General features: G+C 55.6%; 21 protein-coding genes. 17 read left to right on the top strand and 4 right to left on the bottom strand.

All coding sequences use genetic code 11. From position 1 onward, the window contains the following. Positions 1-52: 52 nt before the first annotated feature. Positions 53-1,792: a sigma 54-interacting transcriptional regulator gene (locus tag K1V27_RS15155; RefSeq protein WP_258930890.1), complete on the bottom strand. Its 1,740-nt coding sequence runs from the start codon at positions 1,790-1,792 to the stop codon at positions 53-55. A 398-nt stretch (positions 1,793-2,190) separates the two neighbouring features. Here K1V27_RS15155 and K1V27_RS15160 point away from each other — a divergent pair, with 398 nt between their 5' ends. After that, positions 2,191-2,682 (top strand): hypothetical protein, encoded by a 492-nt coding sequence (locus tag K1V27_RS15160; protein ID WP_258930891.1) that lies wholly within the window; start codon positions 2,191-2,193, stop codon positions 2,680-2,682. Positions 2,683-2,705: 23 nt separating this feature from the next. Here the strand turns inward: K1V27_RS15160 and K1V27_RS15165 are convergent, their stop codons facing one another. Continuing rightward, positions 2,706-3,443 (bottom strand): hypothetical protein, encoded by a 738-nt coding sequence (locus tag K1V27_RS15165; protein WP_258930892.1) that lies wholly within the window; start codon positions 3,441-3,443, stop codon positions 2,706-2,708. A 460-nt stretch (positions 3,444-3,903) separates the two neighbouring features. On the opposite strand from K1V27_RS15165, the gene glgA reads away from it, so the two are divergent. Next, positions 3,904-5,172 carry a glycogen synthase gene (gene glgA / locus K1V27_RS15170; protein WP_258930893.1) on the top strand — a complete coding sequence of 423 codons (1,269 nt, stop codon included), beginning with the start codon at positions 3,904-3,906 and terminating at the stop codon, positions 5,170-5,172. An 81-nt stretch (positions 5,173-5,253) separates the two neighbouring features. Here the strand turns inward: glgA and K1V27_RS15175 are convergent, their stop codons facing one another. Continuing rightward, positions 5,254-5,682: a hypothetical protein gene (locus tag K1V27_RS15175; RefSeq protein ID WP_258930894.1), complete on the bottom strand. Its 429-nt coding sequence runs from the start codon at positions 5,680-5,682 to the stop codon at positions 5,254-5,256. Between the two features lie 381 nt (positions 5,683-6,063). Between K1V27_RS15175 and K1V27_RS15180 the strand changes: the two genes are divergently transcribed. The 15 genes from K1V27_RS15180 (at position 6,064) to K1V27_RS15250 (ending at position 22,454) form a co-directional block, all read left to right on the top strand. Next, positions 6,064-6,600: a YIP1 family protein gene (locus K1V27_RS15180; protein WP_258930895.1), complete on the top strand. Its 537-nt coding sequence runs from the start codon at positions 6,064-6,066 to the stop codon at positions 6,598-6,600. 36 nt (positions 6,601-6,636) lie between these two features. Further along, positions 6,637-7,089: a universal stress protein gene (locus K1V27_RS15185; protein WP_258930896.1), complete on the top strand. Its 453-nt coding sequence runs from the start codon at positions 6,637-6,639 to the stop codon at positions 7,087-7,089. Between the two features lie 235 nt (positions 7,090-7,324). Beyond that, complete coding sequence (locus tag K1V27_RS15190) at positions 7,325-7,612, top strand: sll1863 family stress response protein (protein ID WP_258930897.1); 288 nt, start codon at positions 7,325-7,327, stop codon at positions 7,610-7,612. A gap of 63 nt (positions 7,613-7,675) precedes the next feature. Then, on the top strand, positions 7,676-8,122 hold the full coding sequence (locus K1V27_RS15195; protein ID WP_258930898.1) for a sll1863 family stress response protein: 447 nt from the start codon (positions 7,676-7,678) through the stop codon (positions 8,120-8,122). A 445-nt stretch (positions 8,123-8,567) separates the two neighbouring features. Next, positions 8,568-9,311, top strand: a complete 744-nt coding sequence (locus K1V27_RS15200; RefSeq protein ID WP_258930899.1) for a tetratricopeptide repeat protein — start codon at positions 8,568-8,570, stop codon at positions 9,309-9,311. Between the two features lie 11 nt (positions 9,312-9,322). Continuing rightward, positions 9,323-11,140 (top strand): hypothetical protein, encoded by a 1,818-nt coding sequence (locus K1V27_RS15205; protein WP_258930900.1) that lies wholly within the window; start codon positions 9,323-9,325, stop codon positions 11,138-11,140. Positions 11,141-11,210: 70 nt separating this feature from the next. Further along, the gene (locus tag K1V27_RS15210; protein ID WP_258930901.1) at positions 11,211-12,551 is read left to right on the top strand and encodes an aspartate aminotransferase family protein; all 1,341 of its coding nucleotides are present in this window, start codon (positions 11,211-11,213) and stop codon (positions 12,549-12,551) included. Between the two features lie 454 nt (positions 12,552-13,005). Then, positions 13,006-14,322: a TolC family protein gene (locus K1V27_RS15215; RefSeq protein WP_258930902.1), complete on the top strand. Its 1,317-nt coding sequence runs from the start codon at positions 13,006-13,008 to the stop codon at positions 14,320-14,322. A gap of 22 nt (positions 14,323-14,344) precedes the next feature. After that, entirely contained in the window at positions 14,345-15,529 is a 1,185-nt protein-coding gene (locus K1V27_RS15220) for an efflux RND transporter periplasmic adaptor subunit (RefSeq protein ID WP_258930903.1), read from the top strand. 53 nt (positions 15,530-15,582) lie between these two features. After that, positions 15,583-16,296 (top strand): ABC transporter ATP-binding protein, encoded by a 714-nt coding sequence (locus K1V27_RS15225; RefSeq protein ID WP_258930904.1) that lies wholly within the window; start codon positions 15,583-15,585, stop codon positions 16,294-16,296. Next, positions 16,259-17,473 carry an ABC transporter permease gene (locus K1V27_RS15230; RefSeq protein ID WP_258930905.1) on the top strand — a complete coding sequence of 405 codons (1,215 nt, stop codon included), beginning with the start codon at positions 16,259-16,261 and terminating at the stop codon, positions 17,471-17,473. Before K1V27_RS15225 ends, K1V27_RS15230 begins: the two co-directional genes overlap by 38 nt. Next, positions 17,470-18,693, top strand: coding sequence for an ABC transporter permease (locus K1V27_RS15235; protein ID WP_258930906.1), 1,224 nt, complete (start codon positions 17,470-17,472; stop codon positions 18,691-18,693). Before K1V27_RS15230 ends, K1V27_RS15235 begins: the two co-directional genes overlap by 4 nt. A 37-nt stretch (positions 18,694-18,730) precedes the next feature. Then, complete coding sequence (locus K1V27_RS15240) at positions 18,731-19,294, top strand: S-layer homology domain-containing protein (RefSeq protein ID WP_258930907.1); 564 nt, start codon at positions 18,731-18,733, stop codon at positions 19,292-19,294. A gap of 254 nt (positions 19,295-19,548) precedes the next feature. Beyond that, the gene (locus K1V27_RS15245) at positions 19,549-21,222 is read left to right on the top strand and encodes a hypothetical protein (RefSeq protein WP_258930908.1); all 1,674 of its coding nucleotides are present in this window, start codon (positions 19,549-19,551) and stop codon (positions 21,220-21,222) included. Between the two features lie 104 nt (positions 21,223-21,326). After that, the gene (locus K1V27_RS15250; RefSeq protein WP_258930909.1) at positions 21,327-22,454 is read left to right on the top strand and encodes a site-2 protease family protein; all 1,128 of its coding nucleotides are present in this window, start codon (positions 21,327-21,329) and stop codon (positions 22,452-22,454) included. Positions 22,455-22,551: 97 nt separating this feature from the next. Here the strand turns inward: K1V27_RS15250 and K1V27_RS15255 are convergent, their stop codons facing one another. Next, positions 22,552-23,169: a tetratricopeptide repeat protein gene (locus K1V27_RS15255; protein ID WP_258930910.1), complete on the bottom strand. Its 618-nt coding sequence runs from the start codon at positions 23,167-23,169 to the stop codon at positions 22,552-22,554. Positions 23,170-23,208: the final 39 nt, after the last annotated feature.

Consider the following 23,208-nt stretch of genomic DNA (forward strand, 5'->3'; position numbering starts at 1 on the left):
CACGCCGGCGGCACACGCTGCGCGGGCCTCGCAACCCTCGCCATAGCTTCCGTCAGAAACTCAGCCCGTACTTTTTCATCTTGCGCACGATGGTCGCCTGGCTGGTGTGCAGCCGGGCCGCCAGTGCCCGCGTGCTGCTGCAGTCCAACATGGCGCTGCGGATTATTTCCCTTTCGAAGCTCATGAGCTCATCGTGCAACGACCGGCTGCCGGGGGTTCGTCTGCCGTTGCCGGCCTCCACCGGCGCATCGTTTTTCAGGCACGGGCGCAGAAAATCGTCCAACACCGGATTTTCGCTCATCACCACGGCTCGCTTGATGATATTTTTCAATTCCCGAATGTTGCCCTGAAAGGAATAGTTCTGCAGCAGGTTGAAGCCCTCGGCGTGAATTCTTTTCTTCATTCCGTAGGCTTGGTTGTATTTTTTCAGAAAGTGATCGGTGAGCTCGAAAATATCGTCACGCCGCTCGCGCAGCGGCGGAAGCTTGATGCTGAAGGCATTCAGACGATAGTAGAGATCGGGTCGGAAACGCTTTTTCTTCACCTGGGTTTCCAGATCCTGGTTGGTGGCTGCGATGATCAGGCAGTCGATCTTCCTGGAGCGTGTGGCTCCCAGCCGCTGGATTTCGTGGTCATCCAGGCACTTGAGCAGCTTACCCTGAAGTTGCAGGGGCATATCTCCGATTTCATCCAGGAACAGGGTGCCGCCGTGGGCCAGTTCAAAAAGCCCCGCCTTTCCCTGTTGAGCGGCCCCGGTAAACGCGCCCTTTTCATAGCCGAACAGTTCTGCTTCCAGCAGATTTTCCGGCAGGGCGGCACAATTGATCTGGATGAAGGGGCTCTTGCGCCGCTCACTGCTCTGGTGGATGAACTTGGCCAAGAGCCCTTTGCCGGTACCCGACTCGCCCAACAGCAGGATATTGGATGCGCCGATGCGGGCGAGCTTGAGGGCAACGCTCAAAATCTTGCGCATCTCATCGCTTTCCGCCACCACCTGGTCGCCTTTGAGCTCCAGCATGCTCAGTTCGGCCAGTTCGTCCTTGAATTTTTCGGTCACCTGGTAGCTCTGTTCCAGCTCCTGGCTCATGGCGTTCAAATCGGTCATGTCCCGTTCGTTGATCACCACCAGATAGATGTTGCCCTCTTCGTCAAAGGCCGGTGTTCCGGTGGCGAGCAGAAAGCGGTCGGTCTTGCCGATGTGCTGCATGATGCTCACCTGCCGTTTGGTCTCGAGGACTTCGAGGGTGACCGATCGATCGAACAGGCCTTCACCCACCAGTTCCTTGACGTTTTTTCCGATGACGTCGGCGGCCTTGATCCCGTTGAGTCTTTCCGATGCGTCGTTGATGCTGATCACCTTGCCCCGGCCGTCGCACACCCAGATGCCGTCGAAAGACGCCTTGACAATGGTTTCCAGTTGCTTGTTAAGCTGCTTGTACGATTCAAGCTTCTTGGCAGTGGCTTCAAAGGCGCGCATTTCCTGGAAATTGCAGATGGCGCCGAGGATAACTCCCTGTTCTTCCACCAGAGTGATGTTGAGCACCAAATCCACCTGCTTGCCGATAATATGGTGCCCCAACTTGGCCCGACGGCTTTTCAGGCAGCTCATCACCTGCGGTCCGGTGAGCGGCAGTATGTCCGAGATAAAAACGCCGGTGTGCTTTGCCGCACTGAATCCCAGGATCTTTTCCCCCTGCCTGTTGATGTGCACGATAATGCCCGCAGCATCCGTGACGACCACACCGTTGCTGGTGCACTGAAAAATGTGTTCATAGGTGATTGGGGCGGGCATAGCGATGCGGCACTCCTTTCTCGAATGACCTCCCGGGGCCTGACGACCCCGCCCGGAATCCAAGCTCTCTTTCCCATTACGGCCAGTCCCGCGCCACTGTCCATGGCGCGTTGGGGCATGACAAAACATCACCTCAGGGGAATGATACATTAAAACGGTCGTGAGAAGAACCCATTGATCCGGTCGAAACATCCTGGGGGTGTGATGGGCTGCCTCCAATCACGATTAACTGGTCCTCATTCCCGGCATGATGATTGCCGGATGGGTGCGCAGCGGGCTGCCGTGACCCTTTAATAAAGAGTGATCCGTTCTTATGTTAATTGGTGTATAATGATGACGATTGCAGCGACAATCTTTGTTCGCCGTCACTTCAGGAGGGTGGAGCGGGAGAGGTCACGATGAAAAATTGGATCACCGATATTCTAAAGTTTTCGGTCGTCATGGCGGCGGTCCTGGCCATGGCGGGTTGCGTTCACGGGGGATATGGATCCACCTACGGCTATTCGTACGGCTACACCGAGCCGTACCCTTCCTACTGGTCCCCTTTTTTCGGGTACTACAGCTTCCGTAGTTATGATTACGGCGGCCATCAGAAAAGAAGTCATCACGATGACTACGGCCACCGCTACTATCGTCAAAAGCCCGGGAAATATTATGGCAAGGACCGCTACGATCGCAGCTATCGGCGCTACCGGAAAGACGATGACAAGCCCGGCTACCGCGGCTACCGGCGCGACAACACCCAGCGCAGCTACCGCCAGTACCGCAGCGATGATGGTCAGCGGGGCTACCGCGGGTACAAAACGGACACCAACCAGCGCGGATATCGCGGTTCTGTGCAGGGACGTGGCGACCGCAGCACTCCCCGATACCGCAGCGGCAAAAACTAGCAACGGGTCCGAGAGAATGCCGGCTATCGACCAATCTCCGTGCGGGACTGCTGCAGTGCATCGTAGATGATCATCCGTTGCACCTCGATGAGTTCTTGCAGGGGCCTGTAGTCGGCCGACTCCTGCTGGGTGAGACCTTGCGTCTGCCGATAGAGCTCTGCAGCAAAACGCTTCCTGTCCCCGACAAAGGCCAGAATGCCGCCCGTTGCCTGCTCCATGATTTTGTTCAAAACCCGGGCGGTGAACTGATTGCGCTGCCAGATGGCCCGATCCATCTGTTCATTGGCGGCATCCGTCTGGTAGGCATGGATGAGCTGGTAGTCAAACTCACGGCCGGGATACACGGGTATCCTCTCTTTGATGAGCTCAACGGGAGTAGTCATGATATCCGTTGCCGCGGCAAATTCCACATCACTGAAGTAGGGATAGATTCCCACTTCTTCTCCGCTCTCCGAAAGGGGCTCACGAAACGATCCGTCTGCAAAGTAAACGGGAACGCCGGGGTGCTTCAAGGCATAGACAATGGCGGCGCTGTTTCCTACTTCCAGCCCGCGCTTCAGCAGGAACACCTTCTGGTCCCGGACGAACTTCTCACTGAACAGCTCCGGCGCCCGGCGCATTTGTATCAAGGTGCTGAACGCAATAGGATTTTCATCCAGAGCAAGGATCGTCGGCTGTTCCTGCTCGAGGATTACGAGGACATAGTCAAATACATCCTCCTTGCGCTTTGTTCCGATACCAACAAATTTTTCTATGGGCATTCGATTTCTCCTGTTTTCCCGCGGCGTGGGAACGCTGCGGCAAGGCGCGGCGCGCGTCATTGCCGGCAGAAATCCCACGGAATAATCCCAAACATCCAGCCCCATGGGTCGGCTAACTTTAGCTCTGCCCGACAGGGTGTCCCAAATGCGGTGGAATTGCAAGCATGCAGGTGCTGCGGAATGCGGCCGCTGGAACGTGTGGCGCAGTACCTTAAGAGTAAGTGTTTTTGCATGACATTTTGCCGCCGGTTGTTTAAGCTAGCGCCGATGCGCCGGGCAAGCGGAGTTCGACCCGGTTTAAGGTGGCCGATCAGTATTCCGACCACGCTCGACGCCGCCCGTGGCTGCGCCATGGCGGCCCGCGATGTGTGGGCAAGGGAGGGGGAGAATAGTCTGTACCTGGGGAAGCGTGTAGCGCCATGAATCACTTGAGCTCCAAACTACAAACCACGAGGCTGGAATGAAAATCGCCCTGCTGACAAACGAATATCCCCCCAATGTTTACGGGGGAGCCGGCGTCCACATTGAGTACCTCACCCGCGAACTGGCTAAACTGGAAAATGGCGCAAATTGCATCGAAGTGCTTTGCTTCGGAAACCAGGAGTCCCGCTCCGACGGATTGTCCATCCGCGGAATCGACAATTCCCTGCAGATGACACCGCGCGATCCGCGTCATCTCAAGTTTCTGGATGCTCTCTACAAGAATCTTTTCATGGCGGATGCCCTGGACGACGTGGACCTGGTCCACTGTCATACCTGGTACACTCACTTTGCCGGCTGTCTCATCAAGCAGATGCTGCAGGTCCCCCTGGTCTTGACCACACACTCCCTCGAGCCGCACCGGCCATGGAAGGAGGAACAACTTGGCGCCGCCTTCAACGCCAGTTCCTGGATCGAGAAGACCGCCTACCAGAACGCCGACGGCATCATTGCCGTGTCCGGCTCCATGTGCCGCGATGTCCAACAGCTGTACGGGGCGTCTGCAGAAAGGATTCGCGTCATCCACAACGGCATCGACCTGGATGAGTATAAGCCCACGCCCGATCCTGCGCTTCTGGAGCGTTACCACATCGATCCGACCAGACCTTATGTTCTGTTTGTCGGGCGCATGACCCTGCAGAAAGGCATCGGTTACTTTGTGGATGCCATCAAGGATCTCAATCCCGGCACCCAGGTGGTGCTTTGCGCCGGCCCCGCCGATACCGAGCAACTGGGGCGGGAAATAGCCGCCAAAGTGGCGGCGGCGAAAAATAGCAGCACAACCGATCTGATCTGGATCCCACAGTTTCTTCCCAAGCCGCAACTGATCAGCCTTTATACGCATGCGGCGGTGTTCGTCTGCCCTTCCATCTACGAGCCCTTTGGCATCATCAATCTGGAAGCGATGGCTTGCGGCACCCCCGTCGTGGCCTCTGCAGTGGGGGGAATTGTGGAGGTTGTGGAAGATGGGGAAACGGGCTTGCTGGTACCCTTTGAACCTCAACCTTGGGAACAGATCGATTCCGGGGATGCGGGCGGGTTTTCGAAAAGCCTGGCGGCCGCCATCAATTCACTCCTGTCGGCACCGGACAAGCTGGAAGCCATGGGAATTGCTGCTCGCAGGCGCGTTGAACAATATTTCAGCTGGCAAGCGATTGCCCGTCAAACCCTGCAATTTTACCGCGAGCTGACAGGTGAATCGGGCAGGAATGAGAGCCGTGCCCCAAGGGCTAATGTCGTCCGGTTCTAATTTTTTCTGTTTCCGGCAGCATCAATCCGGGAGCGTGCCGGGCAATCACCGCCCTTTCCAGCCGCCCGGCATGGACCAGAGCTATTTTCTCTTCAACACGAAGACCTGCTTTACGGGCGCGGCACCTATCACCTCAGCGGCGTCCGCCAGCTGTTCGGGATTCGCTTCGAGCTGTTCCCAGGACTCCAGGAGCAGACAGCCATTGTTCCTGGTGACCACAATGGGAATGGTTTTCTTGGATGGCTTTTTTCCCTCATAGAGAAGATTGGCCGGATCCTCCGGGCGCACCAATTTGCATTCGACGGTAAAGGATTCCACCCTCTGGTACAGCGTCGAAGTGGTATAGTCCTCACTCCGGAAGGGTTTGAGCTGCCCGTTTTCCAGTAGAAACAAATCCTGCACCTCCTGTTCCCGGCTGCCTTCAGGGGACTCCTTTTCCGCCTTCTCTGGTCCTTTCCCGGACCGCTTCCCGGCACTGTCCGCTGTTTTCCCTTGTTCCTTTCGCTTCATCACAAAACGCTCCTCATATTTTCCGGTTTTTAGAAGGAGTTCCAGAGCTGCCGCATCTCTGCCGCCTGCATCTTGTTCCGGATAGCACTCCTTACTGCAGAGCAAACAACGAAACGCTGGGATTCGGCATTGTTCCTTGTTGCACCACACATAAGTCATGCCTAAAGCTTTCGTCGAGTCACGGTTGATTATGTTTTACAGTAGCAAGACCTGATGATATCCATGCTTTTATAGGTTATGGGGCAAAATTGCAATGCGCGGCTGCGCAAAAAAAATCGCCGTCACACCAGGTGTTGCGCAATCGTGCCGGTGCCCTTAGGGTAACTGTTCAAAACGGCATGTGTGAAAAGGTGATACCCAATCAAGGAGGAGATCGCGGGCATGAGTATGCAAAATCGTATGATTCGAGCCGCCAAGTTGGATGCGCACTTGTATGAGGAGGTGGAGGCCGACGCTGGAGCGATGTATCAGGCAATGAGTGTCGTGGTGCTCGCCAGCATAGCTTCGGGCATAGGGATGATCGAGCAGGTCGGTATCGGCGGCCTCGTCATGGGCACCCTGGCCGCTCTGCTAGGCTGGTACGTGTGGGCTTACCTGGCGTACCTGATCGGCACAAAGCTGATTCCCGAACCGCAGACCCACGCCGATTTCGGTCAGTTGCTGCGCACCACCGGGTTTTCCAGCTCTCCCGGAGTGATTCGAATCCTGGGCATTATCCCGGGCTTAACGGGCATTGTCTTTTTGCTTGCTGCCATCTGGATGCTGGCGGCGATGGTCATCGCCATCAGACAGGCCCTGGATTATAAGAGTACGCTGCGTGCCGTCGGAGTGTGTGCCATCGGCTGGATCATCCAGGCCGTATTTCTGGCGTTTTTGCTGTCGCTTATGGGTGGCGTCGGTGGTGTTCCGGCCGACTAGAGTGAGAGTGCAAAACGTTCCACCAGGGAGGATTGCATGAAAGAGTTCAGAAAGATTTTGTGCCCCATTGATCTTTCCGAAGTGTCAGTGAAGATAATTCCCTACGTCACCACTCTGGCCGGCAAGTTCAATTCACAAGTGCACATCCTTTTTGTGGTCAGCTCCATGGAGCACTATGCGGCATTTTACATCCCGCATCCGGCTCTCCACGAATTCGAAGAGGAACTCGTGAAAGGTGCCAGGCAGAAGTTACAGGAATTCACCGCAGAGCAATTCAAGGAGTGGCCGGCTGCCAAAGTGGAAGTGCTGCGGGGAGATCCGGCGGAAGAGATAATCAAATATGCCGAATCCGCAGGGATCGATCTGATCGTAATGGGCACTCACGGCCGCAAGGGGCTCGAAAAAGTGATATTCGGCAGCGTGGCCGATCAGGTTGTGAAAAAATCCGCAGTCCCGGTCATGACCATAAATCCCCATCGTGCAAGCTGAGCCCTGCAGCGCTCTAGCCGCCGGCGATATGCAGCAGCCAAGCGGCTCGCAGCGCATCATTGGCGGCCGACTTGACTGGCCGTCCCTGCGTGCTTAGCTGTTGGTGTGCACGGGTGAAGCACATCTTTTCTGGTGATTTCAATAGGACTCAGGTCTCAGAGCGTGAGCGTACAAGTTCGCCGGTTTGACACTGGAGGGCGATTCTGAGATAGTCCCCTATGGAAGGAGGCAACCGATGACAGAAGAAAAGCAAGCTTACGAAAAGAAAATTGAGGCCCGTATCGAGCAGTTGAGTGCAAAGATTAACGAGTTGAAAGCCAGACTGAAAGGCAAGCAGGCCGAAAAACAGGCCGAGTATTACCAGCAGATCGAGGACCTGAAGGAAAACCGACAGAAGGTGCGGGAGAGGCTGCAGGAACTGAAGAAGTCGGGTTCGGAAGCGTGGACTGAGCTGAGAGGCGGACTCGATAAGGCCCTGAAGGATTTGCAGGAAGCTTTTGATAAGGCATCGAATAAGTTTTAGGCCGATGGGGTCCGATGGGAAACGGCATTTTATGCGCAACGTTTGAGAAGGAGGAGATTACTGATGAAAAGAATCGTCTTGATGTTCATGGCAGTGGCATTGGTGGGTTTCATGAGTGCGTGCGGGGGCGACACCGAAAAGAAAGAAGAGCCAAGCAAGGTGACTTCCGAAGAGGTTAAAGAGCAGGCAAAGGAAGCTGCGGAAACGGCAAAAACCTATGTGGCCGAGAAAAAGGACGAGTTGCTGAAAGGTCTTGAAGGGCAATACGCTAAGCTGGAGAAGGATATTTCCGAATTGGAGGCCAAGCTGAGTCAAGAGAGTGAAGAGAAAAAGGCCGCGTTGAACCAGGAAATCTCTCAGCTTGAAGAGAAAAAACAAGCGGCGGCTGAGAAGCTCGAGGCGTTGAAGAATGCTGCCGGAGAGTCATGGGAATCTATGCTGTCCGGGGTCAAGCAATCCCTGGAGGACCTCAAAAAAGCTTACCAGGAAGCAGCTGCCAAGGTTCAATAGCGATGCGCACCGGCGGCTTCCCGAGGGCACCACAGCTGGTCGGGAAGCCGGCATGCTGCGCGTCGTCCCGTTTTGAGGTTTCCCGCCGCCCCGGTGGTATTTTGCAGGGGTGGCGGGAGGTCCCGGAGAGCATTGTCTATATCGATTGATCACGCCGTTAGCACCCCTCTCACCCTGCCTCTTTGCCGGCAATTCTCATTTTGTACGGCAGACACCCGCCCTGGATGCGCCGGTTGGCGGGATACGGCGCAAAAAGCGCGCATCCACCCTCCCCACGCTCCACCAAACAGCAGTCGAAATGAGAATTGCTGGACCTCCGCTGGATGTGGAGAAATTTTCAGACGGATCGGATATTATTTAGGCCTTGACCATGCGCCGGAGATATTCTTAAATCCAGGCTTCAGGGTTTCTCCTGGATATTGTGGATCTGCAGGAGGATAAAATCATGGGGGATGAAGACGCCAGGAATCGGACGTCTCCAACCGGCAATACGGCACCCGGCCGGGACAGCCCAAAATCGCATGGGGCCTCGCCCGAGATGCGCCGCCAAGCACATCCAACGGGGGCAACGCCGGACGAGGCCTGCGGTTTGGGAGGAGAAACAAACCTTTCGATGTCGACCGAAAGTCTGCTGGATTTTTCCCGCAGCGTGCTGTCGCAGGATCCCTCCTCGCAGCTTTTTGTTCCTCTGGCCCAAGAGTTTTGCGCCAGGCAGCTCTGGAAAGAGGCCGTGGAAACCTGCCGGCGCGGCCTGATCTATCATCCCCATCACTTCAGGGGACGCGTGCTGCTAGGTTGGGCGCTGTTTGAACTGGGCGAAGAGCAGGAAGCAGAGGCTCTCCTCACCGAAGCATGCAAGGAGCTGGAGAGGAACGCCGTCATTTACAGGATACTCGCTGAATTGGCACAGAAGCGGGGCGATTCCGATCAAGCCTGGCGCTTGATGCATATCTATCACAGCCTGCAGGATGGACACCTGCATCACAAACAGGAGAGTGAACCAGGTCAGGTCAGGGAAGCGCAGGCTTCCCAGCCGATACAGCCGGAGGAGCCGCCCTTGATTGCTCTACTGTCATCTCTTCTCACCGAGTATGAGCGAGAACGATCCTCCCCTTTTCCCGACCCCCATCTGTTTTCCGACACGGACCGTAAGGTGCTGAAAGAAATCATCATTTCCGGTACATCTTGAAAGAGGAGCAAATGCACCCAGACATTCATTCGTTTTACATTCCTGTTATGGGAACCGCCTTCACCATTGAATCACCCGTCAAGGTAGCCAAGTACGGCATTTCTTCCGTCATTTCATCGGTGGATGATCTGCTCATCGAAAAAATGAGGAAATTCCACTGCAAACTTGCCGGCAGGGAATACATTCCCATCGATAAGTATGATCACGATGCGCGGGCTCGCCGTATTACCGCCTATTTGAATCTGCTGAACGGGGTGGTCAAAGACCAGTTCGCAAAGCTTAAGGCGTCGGCGTTTCAGGCAGGAACAGAAATTACTAAATATTTCGAATTGTTGTCCGACAGCTCGGCACTCAAGCAGCGCTACAAAACCATGCTCTCCATCACCGACCCGGCTGCCAAAAAACAGGCGCAGACCGAGTTGAGAAGCGCCATTCGGCCCGGTTCCATAGACCTCAACATCATGACCAAATTGGATCGGATGAATTTTGATAAGAGCGGCACTCCTCTTCCCGCCGAGTATTCGGATGCGTTGGCCGCTCTGCGGGGGTTCGCCAACAGCGACCTCACTGCTGCAATTGTATTTTCGGCCGGCTTTAATGGGCGTCTATACAGCTATGTAGAACAGTTCAAAGACTTTCATGCAGACGAGAGCGGGTTCCTAAAGAAGAAGATCGTCATCAAGGTGAGCGATTTTCGTTCCGCTCACACCCAGGGCAAGTTTTTTGCCAAAAAGGGGCTGTGGGTTTCCGAGTACCGGGTGGAATCCGGGCTGAACTGCGGAGGCCACGCTTTCGGTCAGGGGGGCTCCCTTATGGGCCCCAACCTGGAAGAATTCAAGCTGAAAAAACAGGAGCTGATAGCGGAGCTTTTTGAAATTTACAATAAGGCTCTGGCCGGCAAGGGCAAACCCACCTTCAGCGATCCCCATCCGCTTCGCATCACCGCCCAGGGCGGAGTCGGAACGGCCCAGGAACACAATTTTATACTGGACTATTACGGGATAGACGCGGTTGGCTGGGGTACCGCTTTCCTGCTTGTTCCCGAAGCCACCACCGTCGATCCACAGACACTGGAAAGACTGTGCAGGGCCGACCAGGATGATCTGTACCTGAGCGACGTATCACCCCTTGGAGTTCCCTTCAGCAATTTACGGACTTCGTCGAGCGAACAGACAAAGATGGAGAGAATTCGCTCGAACCGTCACGGCAGTCCCTGTTTCAAAGGTTTGCTGGCGACCAATACGGAATTTACCGACACTCCGATCTGTGTTGCTTCCCGCGCCTATCAAAAAAAGAAACTGCAGCAACTTGAAAGTCAGGCCCTCGACCCCGAAGCGTATCAGAAGGCCTACGAGAAGATCGTCAACAAGTCGTGCATCTGCAATGACCTGGGAGGGGCCGCAATCCTCGCGCATGACCTGGTGGAGCCCAATGAAGCCGGGGCAACGCCGGCCATATGCCCGGGTCCCAATTTGGCCTATTTCTCTAGAATCGTATCCCTGCAGGAAATGGTCGACCATATTTACGGCAGAAACAGCATCACCAACGACACACCGCGACCGAACATGTTCATCAGCGAGCTCAAATTGAATATCGATTACCTGGAAAGCGAGATCAATGAGCTGAAAACCATGCTGAGCGAGCAAAGCACCAAGTATTTGAAGGCATTCCGCAGCAAGCTGCTGGACGGGGTCTCATATTACCAGAATCTGCTGGACAGGATGCATGACGTGACGTCTGAATACCGCCTCAGGATGCTGGCCGAACTGCAGGTTCAACACGCCAAGCTGCAGGCCATGGTGCAGAAGTATGAAGGGGTATTTGCCTGAAAAGGGTTGGGGCGTTTGCGGCACCTGCCAGGACGGTCGCGGGATGGCCGCCAAGAGGAGTTCACCGGCGATGGACGATCACATTTTTTACCGCAACCTGCGCAAGACCTACCCACTGGTCGACCGGGGAGAAGGCATATATGTCTGGGATAAGCAGGGCAAGCGCTATATCGACGGCTCTGGCGGCGCGTGCGTGGTTAGCATCGGTCACGGAGTGGCTGAAATTCGCCAGGCGATGCTCGCCCAGGCGGACCGACTGGCCTTTGCTCACGGCAGCCACTTCAGCAGCGAGGCGGCCATTGACTGTGCCGAGCGCATCACGCGGCTGTGTTCAAGCCCTGATCTGAACAGAGTCTATTTCCTCTCGGGAGGCTCTGAAGCCGTCGAAACGGCAGTCAAACTGGTCAGGCAGTACTGGCGGGAAGTCGGCAGGAACGACAAGTACAAGGTCATTTCCCGCTGGACCAGCTTCCACGGCAACACTACGGGCGCCCTGGCACTGGGCGGACACACCGGCAGGCGAAAACATTACCACCCCCTTTTCCTGCACACGCCTCACATCGAACCGGCTTACTGCTATCGATGCCCATTTGGCACTACCCCTGAGCAATGCGACCTGGAATGTGCCGACCAACTGGAACGTACCATCAAGTATGAAGGGCCTGACGCCGTTGCGGCATTCATTGCCGAACCGGTTGTGGGCGCAACGGCCGGTGCGCTGGTACCGAAAAACGGCTACTGGCAGAAGATCCGAGCCATCTGTGAGCGTTATGATGTCAAACTGATTGCCGACGAAGTCATGACCGGGGTCGGACGCTGCGGTCGCAACTTCTGTCTCGATCATTGGGACGTCGTGCCTGACCTGGTGGTAACGGCCAAGGGGCTGAGCTCCGGCTACACGCCGATGGGAGCGGTCATCGTCAAAGAGGAAATTCACTCGGCCCTGGCGCAGGGTTCCGGAAGCTTCGTCCATGGGCACACCTATTCGCAGAATCCCCTTTCAACCGCTATTGCAGCAGCGGTGATCCGCTATATGGAAGAGCATCAACTGGTGCAACGCTGTGCCCGGATGGGCGACTATCTGCTGGAGAAACTGCGGGACCTTCTGCAACTGGAGATCGTGGGAGATGTTCGAGGATTGGGTTTATTCGCCGGCATCGAACTGGTCAGAGACAAGCGATCCAAAGCGACCTTCGACCCGGCCGTTAAAGTGAATGCCAAGGTAGCCCAGGAAGCATTCGCCAACGGCCTGATCACTTATCCGGGCGGCGGAGGTGCCGATGGAATCAATGGAGACCACTTGCTGCTGGCCCCGCCCTTTATCATCGAACGAGAACAGATCGATGATATGGTTGCCGTTCTAAGAAGCGCCATTGCGACCGTTCAAAAAGAGGTCTGCGTCATATCGTGATCGATATGAGCAGCCTGATTATTCTGCCCGCCTGGTCTGATCAATTGATCATCATCGCATGGTGTCAACGGTGCGACTTGTAAGATGGGACTCACAAAACAAATGCCCGGGGCACACTCGATTGCTCCTGCATCACTGCGCCCTGCGGGCAGGACCGGCGTTGGTTCAGCCCTGGAAACAGGGCGACCGCCGCCTGATCGGTCGCAAATGGTGGATCAGGCGTAGGCGTAGTAGGTTGGGTAGAGCGCAGCGAAACCCAACAGCTACCTGCAGGCGTAGTTGGACAGAGCGCAGCGAAACCCAACAATCACGCCAGTCCGCCCAACCCATGCCGGGGTTCGTTACGCGTACCGCATGACTCCACCCCCCCTGCAGAATTCCGCCGCTTGATTGTGTGGTGCTGCACTGAGGGCAAGGGGCCGGATGTTGAGTCCCAAATGCTGGAGAGAAATTGATGATGAGACAGCTTGTCGACCATACCAGAGCGTTCCTCTGCATTGGCATTCTGGCAGCGATCAGCCTGTCGGCGCGATCCGGATCGACCATCACACTGGAAGAATCCATGGCCCTCGCGCGCCGGTCGCTGCCCTCATTCCAAGCATCCGAGCAGCAGGTACAGTCTACCGAAGCCCTTTACACCGCTTCGCTTTCCCCCTATCTGCCATTCCTCGATGCGACAACCAGGCAGGAGCGCATCTACAGTTCGCCGGAAGATTTCACTCTCAGCACCTACGACGTCGTCTTGTCCTACATCCTGTTTGATGGGGGTAAACGAAGGGCAAACCGAAACATCGCCCAATTGAATTTAAATATCGATCAGCAGGAACATCGCAAGAATCTCATCGACCTTCTTTTTGATGTCAAGAGCGCCTTTTATATCGCCGTGGCGCGCCATGAAATTGTTCAACAAAGAGAGATCCAACTGCAGGATGCCGAAAGAGACCACGAGGTGGCGCAGGGAAGGAACAGGCTGGGAGCCGCCAAGTTATCGGACGTTCTCCAGGCGGGTGTGCGGCTGGAACAGGCGAAGTTTAACCTGGTTCAGGGTCGGGGCGAACTCAAAAACTCCCTGTCCGACTTTAACTCTCTGCTCGGCAGACCGCTGGGGACTCCCTATGATCTGGAGGGATCTCTGGATTTTGCCGTGCCATTGCCAACAATCAGTGCGTTGTCCACAGTGGCGCTGCAGAGGCCGGAAATCAAACAGGCGGAAAGTCAGGTCAAGATATCAAAAAACACCAAGTCCCTGGAAACCAGCACCTTTTTCCCGACAATTACCGCTAATGCTTCTTACAGCAAAGCGGAAAGCAGCATTGCGGAATTTCGCGGTATTTCGAGTGAAGACAAAGCGGTCGGTTTGAACGCGACCTGGAATATATTTGATTTGGGAAAGTTTTATCGGCGCAAATCGGCGAGCTTCGCCATCAGCGCGTCCAGGGAAAGATTGGACGAATCCAGGCGGCAACTCTTGCTGGATCTGGAAAAAACCTACCAGGACCTGCTGACGGCCGCTCAGAATGTGAAGGTTTCTGAAGAGCAACTGGTGGAAGCGGAACACAATTACGCACAGGCGTTCGGCGAATACAAGGTCGGCAAGGGGGACATTCTGTCTCTGGTCACCGCGCAAAGTCTATTGTCCAACGCCAGGGAACAGTTGATTTCCTCACGGCTGAACCACGTTTTGGCCAAAGCATTGCTCGAGCGGGTGGCCGGCATAGAGAGCCTCTCATCCTTGAAGCCGCAGACTCTGGATACCATGAACGGATCATGAGTTGCGTTAGGGAGACTGTTCAGTGAAAAAAATCATTGTCTTGCTTGTGTTGGCCGCACTCCTGGGCGCAAGCGGGTATTTGGGCTACACCAAGCTGTTCCGTAAAGAGGGCATCACGGTGCTGGAGAGTGCACCGGTGAAACTGGGCGGCATCCGCGGCGTGCTGGTGGAAACCGGCATCATCAAGCCGCAGGTGGGCGCCCTGGTAAAAATCGGGGCGCGGGCAACGGGGACCATTGTCGAGATGAAGGTCAAGATCGGTGACCGGGTAGAACAGGGGGAAATCATAGCCCTGATAGACGACAGGGAGATACAGAAAGAGATCGACCGCCTGCGGGCGGCGCTGGCTTCCGCCCGAGCCAATTTGAGCCAGGTGGAGCTGACCTATCCGGAACGGATCAAGGAGGCCAGGGCAAACTTTAACTATGCGCGGGTAAACTACAATCGCGAAAAAGAACTGCTGCAGTACGAATATACCACCAGGGACGCCGTGGATAAGGCGCTGAGCGATCTGCAGGCCACGCAGGCCAACCTCAAGCGTCTGCAGGAGGAATATCATACTCAGCTTAGCATAGCCAGAGCCGACGTGGCGGAAATTGAAGCCGGTTTGCAGCGGCAGCAGGTCAATCTGTCGTATACCAGGATAGTCGCCCCCATTGACGGGGTGGTCACCGAGGTGACGGCGCAGGAAGGTGAGACCATCGTAACCGGGCTGCAGGTGGCCAACCTGGTGACGGTTCTCGACCCATCCCGCCTGGAGATGTGGATTTACGTGGATGAAACGGATGTGGGCCGAGTGGCCATCGGCCAGCAGGTCGAATATTACGTGGACACTTATCCGGACAAGACATTCCATGGAACGATTGATAAAATTTATCCGCAACCGGAAATCAAGGACAACATTGTCTACTATCTTGCCATATCAAAGGTTCCCGAGGCGGAGGCGGTGTTCCTCAAGCCGGAAATGACAACGCACGTGAGGATCATCTACAAACAGGTGAATAACGCACTGACAGCGCCCAATGCCGCTGTTAAGTTTGAGCAGGGACGGCAGGTAGCTTACAAGGTCCTGGGACCCGATCAGGTTGTCAAGGTGGAGCTGCAAATCGGGATTCGCGGAGAGGACGATACGCAGATTATTGCGGGAGTCGAAGAAGGGGATGTACTGGCCACCCGGTTGGTGATCCCTCCCGGCCAGGGGCAGTGACCCGCAGCCCGGGGGAGCGGAAACGCAGGAACAGGAAGATCCGAGCGGATGCGATGGCTATCTGTCTTTTAAAAAACATAACCAAGTCCTATGAACTGGGTGGGGAATCCGTCGAGGTATTGAAAGACATTAATCTTCAGATTGAGACGGGGGACTTCCTGGCGATCATGGGACCATCGGGTTCCGGCAAAACCACGCTGATGAACATTATCGGCTGCCTGGACGTGCCTTCCGCCGGCGAATATTATCTGGCGGGAAAAGAAGTGTCGCACCTGTCGGACGATGAACTTTCCCTGCTGCGCAACGAACACATCGGCTTTATTTTTCAGAGCTTCTATCTGCTCCCCTATGCCACCGTTCTGGAAAATGTTCTATTGCCCACCCTCTATGTGGCCAACGGCAGCAATCGAGAGGCCACCGAGGGTGCGCTCAGGCTGCTCAAGCTGGTCGGTTTGGAAGACAGGGCCAAATTCAAACCGAATCAGCTGTCGGGAGGGCAACAGCAGCGCGTCGCCATTGCCAGGGCTCTGGTCAACGACGCAGAGCTCATCCTGGCGGATGAGCCAACGGGTCAGCTGGACAGTAAAACTTCCGGGGAAATCATGGAACTCCTCGCCGCAATGAACGGCCACGGAAAAACCGTGGTGCTCATCACGCACGACCGCATCACGGCTTCGTACGCCAAAAGGGTCGTGCACATCAGCGATGGCCGATTGAAGTTGGAAGAAAATGCACAGGATATTCAAGATCGCGGGGCAGTCATTTGATGCGGTGCAGGCGTTCAAGCTGAGGACTATCTTCTGCCTGCTGAGTGTGGCCCTCGGCATAGCCGCCATCACTGTTATCGTTGCCGCCACCGAAGGGGCCTACAAGAAGGCCTTTGACATGGTGGAACGGTTCGGCCCGGACGCCCTCCTGGTGATCAGTGGCAGTGAGGAGGCCAGGGCCGTTGGACAACGGGACAAGACCTTGACCCTGGACGACGTCAGGGCGCTGCAGGAAGCGCTGTCCGGCGCCTACCTGATCGCACCCATGACTTCCATCGGGGATGTAACCGTTTCCTACCGCAATCAAAAATACCAGACCCGGGTGATCGGCTCCTCCTCAGACTACAGTAACGCCTGGTCATGGCCGGTGGTGGAAGGCTCGGATATCTCGCCTGAAGACGTCAAGGCGCTGCGCAATGTCGGTCTGATCGGCACTCATCTGGCACTGGAACTGTTCGGTGAAATCGAGCCGGTGGGCAAGCACATTCTGGTCAACAGCATACCGGTGGAAATCGTCGGAGTGCTCGCTTCCCGAGGTACGACGCCGACCGGCAGCAATTTGGATGATCGCCTGATCATGCCCATCAGCACGGTCATGAAAAAGATGCAAAACGAAGCCAAGTACATCTCGGCAATAAAACTGAGGTTCGTCGATCAAAGCAGGATCAATGGGTACGAAGAAGAAGTGAAATCGTTTTTGAGACAACGCCATCGGGTCCCCAAGGGGGAACCGGACGACTTCAGGGTGATATCCCCCAAAGAGATCATTAAGTTCCTGGTCGCCCTGACCGGCTCGCTCGTTGTCTTTTTGGGTGTCGTCGGAGTCATATCCCTGATCGTTGCCGGATTTGTGCTGGCCAACCTGTTTCTGCTGTCGGTCAAGGAAAGAACCAAGGAAATCGGCATCAGAAGATCCGTTGGCGCCAGACGACGTGACATCCTGATGCAATTTCTGGGTGAAGCCGTGATCATCACCACCCTCGGAGGCATGGCAGGATTCGTGCTCGGTTTTCTCACTGCTCAACTGCTGACTCGCGTGGCCGAGTTTCCCATGCATTTTTCCTGGAAGGCGTTTACTCTGGGTTTGCTGCTCTCCTGGTTGATCGGCATCGCTTTTGGAATGCAACCGGCTGCAAGAGCCGCCAACCTGAAGCCGATAGAGGCCATACGAGGGTGAATAGAATAATTTTGAACCTCAAGATCGCGCTGCGATCCTTATACAGTTTCAAGCTGCGCACCACACTTGCAGTGCTGGGTGTGTTTCTCGGCACATTTTCCCTCATTGTCGTCTCCAATCTGACGGGATCCCTTGCCAAAAAAGCCGAAATGGAAATTGCCAATCTCGGCAGGAACATGCTTGTGGTGGCAAGCGGCACCGTGCGAACATTCGGGGGAACAGCCAGATTGCTCAGTCAGGCGACCACCCTCACCGTCCAGGACGCCCGGGCCATCATGCATCAGTCTCCCTTCATCGCACAGGTGGGCCCGGCCAGCAGCAAGACATTTCCTGTGAGATACGATCAGATCGTCCTCAAGTCGATATTGGTCAACGGAGTGACGTCCAATTATCCTTCCATCAGGAGCTTTGAAGTCGAGCGGGGCACTTTTTTCAGCGACGATGACGACAGGAATTCACACCGTGTCGCAGTCCTTGGCAAAGAAATCGCCGACAAGCTGTTTGCCGGAGCAAACCCTCTTGGGAAGCACATCCTCATCTACCGGGTTCCGTGCCAGGTGATCGGCGTTATGGAAGAAAAAGGGGTCGACATTTCCGGCGCCAACCAGGACAATCAGATCTTCATCCCTCTCAAGACTTTTTTGCGCAGATTCGTCAACAAGGATTTTGTCAATACCATTTATGTTCAAGTGGACCGGGGCGCGTCCATGACGCCGGCAAAAGCTCAAATAGAAGAGATCCTGAGGCACCGGCACAAAATCAAGGCAGGGCAAAAGGATGATTTTACCGTGGTCGATTCCAAGGACGTGCTGCAGCTGAAAACCCAGGCGACCGCCATGATAAACATCCTTGGCAGAATCTCCGCCGCCGTCTCTTATCTCATCGGTGCCATTGGCATTCTGTCGATCATGATCCTCATTGTGAATGAGCGTAAAGTAGAAATCGGCATACGCAGGGCGGTGGGATCGCGAAAACGCGACATTATCCTGCAGTTTCTCCTGGAATCATCGTTCATCTCGCTCAGTGGGGCGATGGTGGGAGTTGTGTTCGGGTTTTTGGCGAGCCTGGTTATTTTCCGGGTATCCCAACTTCCCCTGGTCCTCTCCTTGACCGGGTTTATCACTGCGTTTTTCGCTTCAGTAGCGGTGGGCATACTGGCAGGCATCTATCCATCGAAGCAAGCCACCAGCATTCAGCCGGTGGATGTGATCAGGGCATGAAAGGCATTCAACCGGTTCAGGACGGGGAGGCAAAGGTATGAAAAATGATCCATCCATGCGGCATAAGTGGGTACTGGCGGCATCACTCTTACTGGCCTTCGCTGCGGGGGCCGGCCTAACCCTGGTGATCGCCTATTTTCCGGATGTACCGCCCGACCATTTCGCCTACGACGATATCAACTGGGCACTGGAAAACGGCATCACAACCGGCTTTCCAGATGGAACCTTCAGGCCGGAAGAATATGTCACTCGGGCTCAAATGGCGGCTTTCATGCACAGACTGGCGGGCATGCTGGTTGCCGCAGGGGTCCATGTGGTCAAGGACCCGTTCGGTAACCCGGCCATCGACCGTTGGTTCAACAACGTCAATGGCGTCACTCCCATACTGGCAAAAACCACGGATGGTTATGCGATCGATGTGGGGTTTGACGTTTCCAAGCGTTATCCCCTGGCAACCATCGAGGGAAAATCGGTGGGGTTGCGCTTTCCGATTATTGCCGCCAGTGTGCCCGCAACAGGCGGCAACCAAACGGTCGACATCCGCATCAGGAATGACTCGGGACTGCCCGTGCCCGCTGACTTTTTTCTGCTGATTTATTAGCCCCCGGCAAAACAGCGAAAACCGCTACAGCCGTCAACCACACCGGCAACGCTCTTTGCGGCTTTGGTAATGACAGGTATGTGTGCATTTTTTGCCCCCCTGGATGTTTATTTATACCCGACACTGGATTGAGCTCAGCCGCCGGCTTAAAGTAAAAGCACATGCTTGTAGATTATTTTCGGCTCTTGTATGTTTTCGGCCGGAGGGTGGCGAACGGACCGGGGCAAGGGCAAACGGACACAAGGAGCAAGACCATGCCGAGCCATTACGCAAAAGCAGTGCACAATCTGCTGGAGCGCCACAATCACCAGAGCAACGCAGAAATCATTCGAGAGTGCAACCGCAGCAATGGGGTGAGCGAGCCACACAGAAAAGAGATGCTTCAGCTTTTCAGGGATTCCGGAAACGCCGCACTCGACCGGCTGATAGACCACTATACGGCATCCATGAACCAGGATCAGGATCCCGCCCGGCTCGCCGGCAAACCCTCCAAACCGAAACTGTCCTGCGGCTCCATACCGGAGGGCACCCACGAAAGCTGTGATATTCTGGGGGTGGGCGGAATGTTTGCCTACCTGAATGTCGCCTATCAGGCGCATAAACATGGCGGCAGCCATTGCATCATCACGCATCCGCAGGATATTTTCACCTTCTCGGGCTGGACGGTACATCCGGAAGAAGACATGGACCAGCGGCTCATCCAAATGTTTCAAACGAAGTCCCTTTTTATAAATGAGGTCAAACACTTGCTGGGCTTACGCGAGGCCCCGCAAAGCCTGCGCTTCAAGTCTTTCCGCATGGATTACCGCGCCATGAGTCGGCTGGCCCGGACAAACCCCGGAGAATTTCTGAAAAATATCAAGGTCGCTCTACAGTATGCCCTGTTGGAATTGACTGACTCGGAAAAACGCTACGCAAGGATGAATCTCACGAGAAATGCCGCCACGATCAAGGCACTCGAGGAAATGGGCTGCGTCGGCAGTGATCCTCGCAAACACATCATAAACCTGTGCGGTCGAGTGGTGTACGAGGTCTCGGGAGAATCCACGATTGCCGCCAAGGCGGCATTGAAGCGTGAGTTTGGTCTGCTCGGCAAGCGTCTTTCCGCTGCCGAATTGAGATCGATTTACGGGACCGAATTGGCTGTTTTTCAGGATATGCAAGCGGGACGGATCGATGCCGCTCAATATCCGGGAGGTCATTTCCTGCTCGGATACAAGGATAATGCCCTCAGACTTGCCGGAGAAAACCACGTGCGGGTATACGATAACGCCGTGGTGACAGGGATCATATGCGATCGGCAGCTTGGAAAATTTGCGGTCGTCGTGCGCAGCGCCGATCACGGGCAAAAGATTATCAGCGCAAACGTTGTGTTAGCGGCACTTGGCGATTATGCCGATGACGTCATCACGGTGGATGGGATCAGTACTCTGTTTGTGATCACCACCGATGATCCCCGTTACAGAATCTTTCCAACCGGTATGGGTGAAGGGGGCACCATCCACATCGTTCCCGTTTGGTCAGCACAAACCAAGGATGGAGCAGGCACACTTCATCACCATCTGGGCAAGGCGACCAACGGCGCCATCATGGGGAGAGATCCGGCACGGCATAAACGACTGCAACCGGACAGAAGCTTCCTGTTGCACCTGGAAGCTCACTTGAAAAAGATCATACCGCCTGCCGCCACGTTCCTATGGCTGGCCGCAACGGAATGCGGCCGCCCCGTCTCGGCCCGGCAGGGATACAGCGTAAAACCACTGAGGTTTGCGACGAACTGCCACAGGGATGCGGAAAGATTTTCACCACCGAGCTTTGCGGCCACCGGAGGATGTGGACTGGGGGGGAACACGGCGATCATTCCCGAGGTGCAGCAGGCCCTCGATGACAGGATCATTGCAGGCCGCCGGCAAGCTTCCGTTGAATAACCTGGATGGGGCCGTCCGCGCTGGTCCGCGACCACGAGGAACTTGTTCGGGGGCCATGGAATAAAAATTGCCGAAGACACAGAGAAGATTCTGGAGGAAATCCAATGTTCGGAAAAAAGATACGCCTGTTCACCCTGTTCGGCTTTGAAGTAAACATTGACTTCAGCTGGATCATCATCGCCATTCTCATTGCCTGGTCCCTTTCCACCGGCTTCTTTCCCTATGAATACCATAACCTGTCCGCACAGACTTATTGGCTGATGGGAATCGTGGCGGCCCTCGGCCTGTTCATTTCCATCATCGCGCATGAATTTTCGCATTCACTCGTCGCCAGAGCTCAGGGAATGTCCATGAAAGGCATCACCCTGTTCATATTCGGTGGAGTCGCGGAAATGGGCGAAGAGCCTCCCAACGCCAGGGCGGAATTTTACATGTCCATCGTCGGGCCCCTCTCGAGCATCGCCATGGCCCTTCTCTTCTACTGGCTCTACGCAGTTGGAGACCACAGCGGCTGGCCTGTTGCAATCAACGGCATATGCAAGTACCTTGCGATCATCAATGGAATCCTCGCTGCTTTCAACTTGATTCCGGCGTTCCCGCTGGACGGCGGCAGGGTCCTCAGGTCGATCCTGTGGCGCATCAGGGGAGACTTGAACTGGGCGACCCGCATTTCCTCACAGATCGGTTCCTTTTTTGGCGTCGCACTCATCGTGTACGGGTTTTATCGGGTGTTCTCCGACAATTTATTCGGCGGCATGTGGATGATCCTGATCGGCCTGTTTCTGCAGAACGCCGCTCAAACATCCTATCAGCAGCTCATCGCGCGCAAAGTTTTGGAGGGCGAGTCCGTCCGCCGCTTCATGAAGTCTGATCCCGTCACGGTAGAACCGGACACCACCATCGAGCAGCTACTCGAAGACTACATTTACCATTATCATTTCAAAATGTATCCGGTCGTGGACTCGGGCAACCTGCTCGGTTGCATCACCGTCAAACAGGTGAAGCAGGTGCCCAAAGAGCAGCGCCATGAGAGGACCGTGGGGCAGCTCCGCCTGGAGTGCTCGGCGGACAACACCATCAGTCCGGAAGAAGACGCCCTGCGGGCGCTTTCCAACATGAACCGCACCGGCATAAGCCGTTTGATGGTCGTCGAGGACCGTCGGTTAGTGGGCATCGTCACGCTCAAAGACATGCTCCGGTTTCTTTCCACAAGGCTTGAGCTCGAAGGATAGAGACCCCTTTGCTGAATCCGGATTGGGCGGTCCCCGCGGCGACCGCCCCTGGTGGCCGCGAAATAGCGCCCAGGCGGCAGTCATCCAGTTGCAGCCGCTACTTTTCACAACTCCTGCGGGGCCGCCATTCGTGCACGAGCGCACGGGCTCGATCTATCTGCTCCGGGGTCAAGCCTGCCGCCAGCTCCGTGCGGGCTTGCGCTGCAGACCTGCTGCCCCGCATCGCGGCAAGCTCCAGCCACATGTAGGCCTTCACGGGATCTCGCTCCACCCCTTTGCCGTACAGATAGACCATGCCGAGCATGAACTGCGCTCCACTGATCCCCCGCTCAGCCGGTGGATGCAGGAGCCTGGCAGCCTGCGTCAAATCCTGCTCGACTCCAGCCCCCAGCAGGTACAGCGTAGCCAGGTTGATCTGCGCTTCCAGGTCACACTGGTCCGCTGCCCGGCCAAACCATTTTGCCGCCTCCCGGTTGTCCTCGGGAACCCCGAGCCCGAGATAATACATATACCCCAACTTGCTCTGGGCGGCGGCATCGCCGTTTTTGGCAAGGGGCTCCAGGTTCTTCAAAGCCCCGGCATAATCTCCCCGCTCGTAAGCCTCCAGCCCTACCCTCAGACGATCCTCCCCGGCGCGAGGCGGCGTCCTTACCCCGCACGCCGTCAGGAGCAGCAGCATGACCATTGCCAGGTTCGCCAATGGATTTGTTTTCATGCGGCAAGGATCCAAATGTTCAGCTGATTTGTCCATTGA

Origin of the sequence: Desulfoferrobacter suflitae, assembly GCF_022603395.1 — a bacterium.
GTDB lineage: Bacteria > Desulfobacterota > Syntrophobacteria > Syntrophobacterales > Syntrophobacteraceae > Desulfoferrobacter > Desulfoferrobacter suflitae.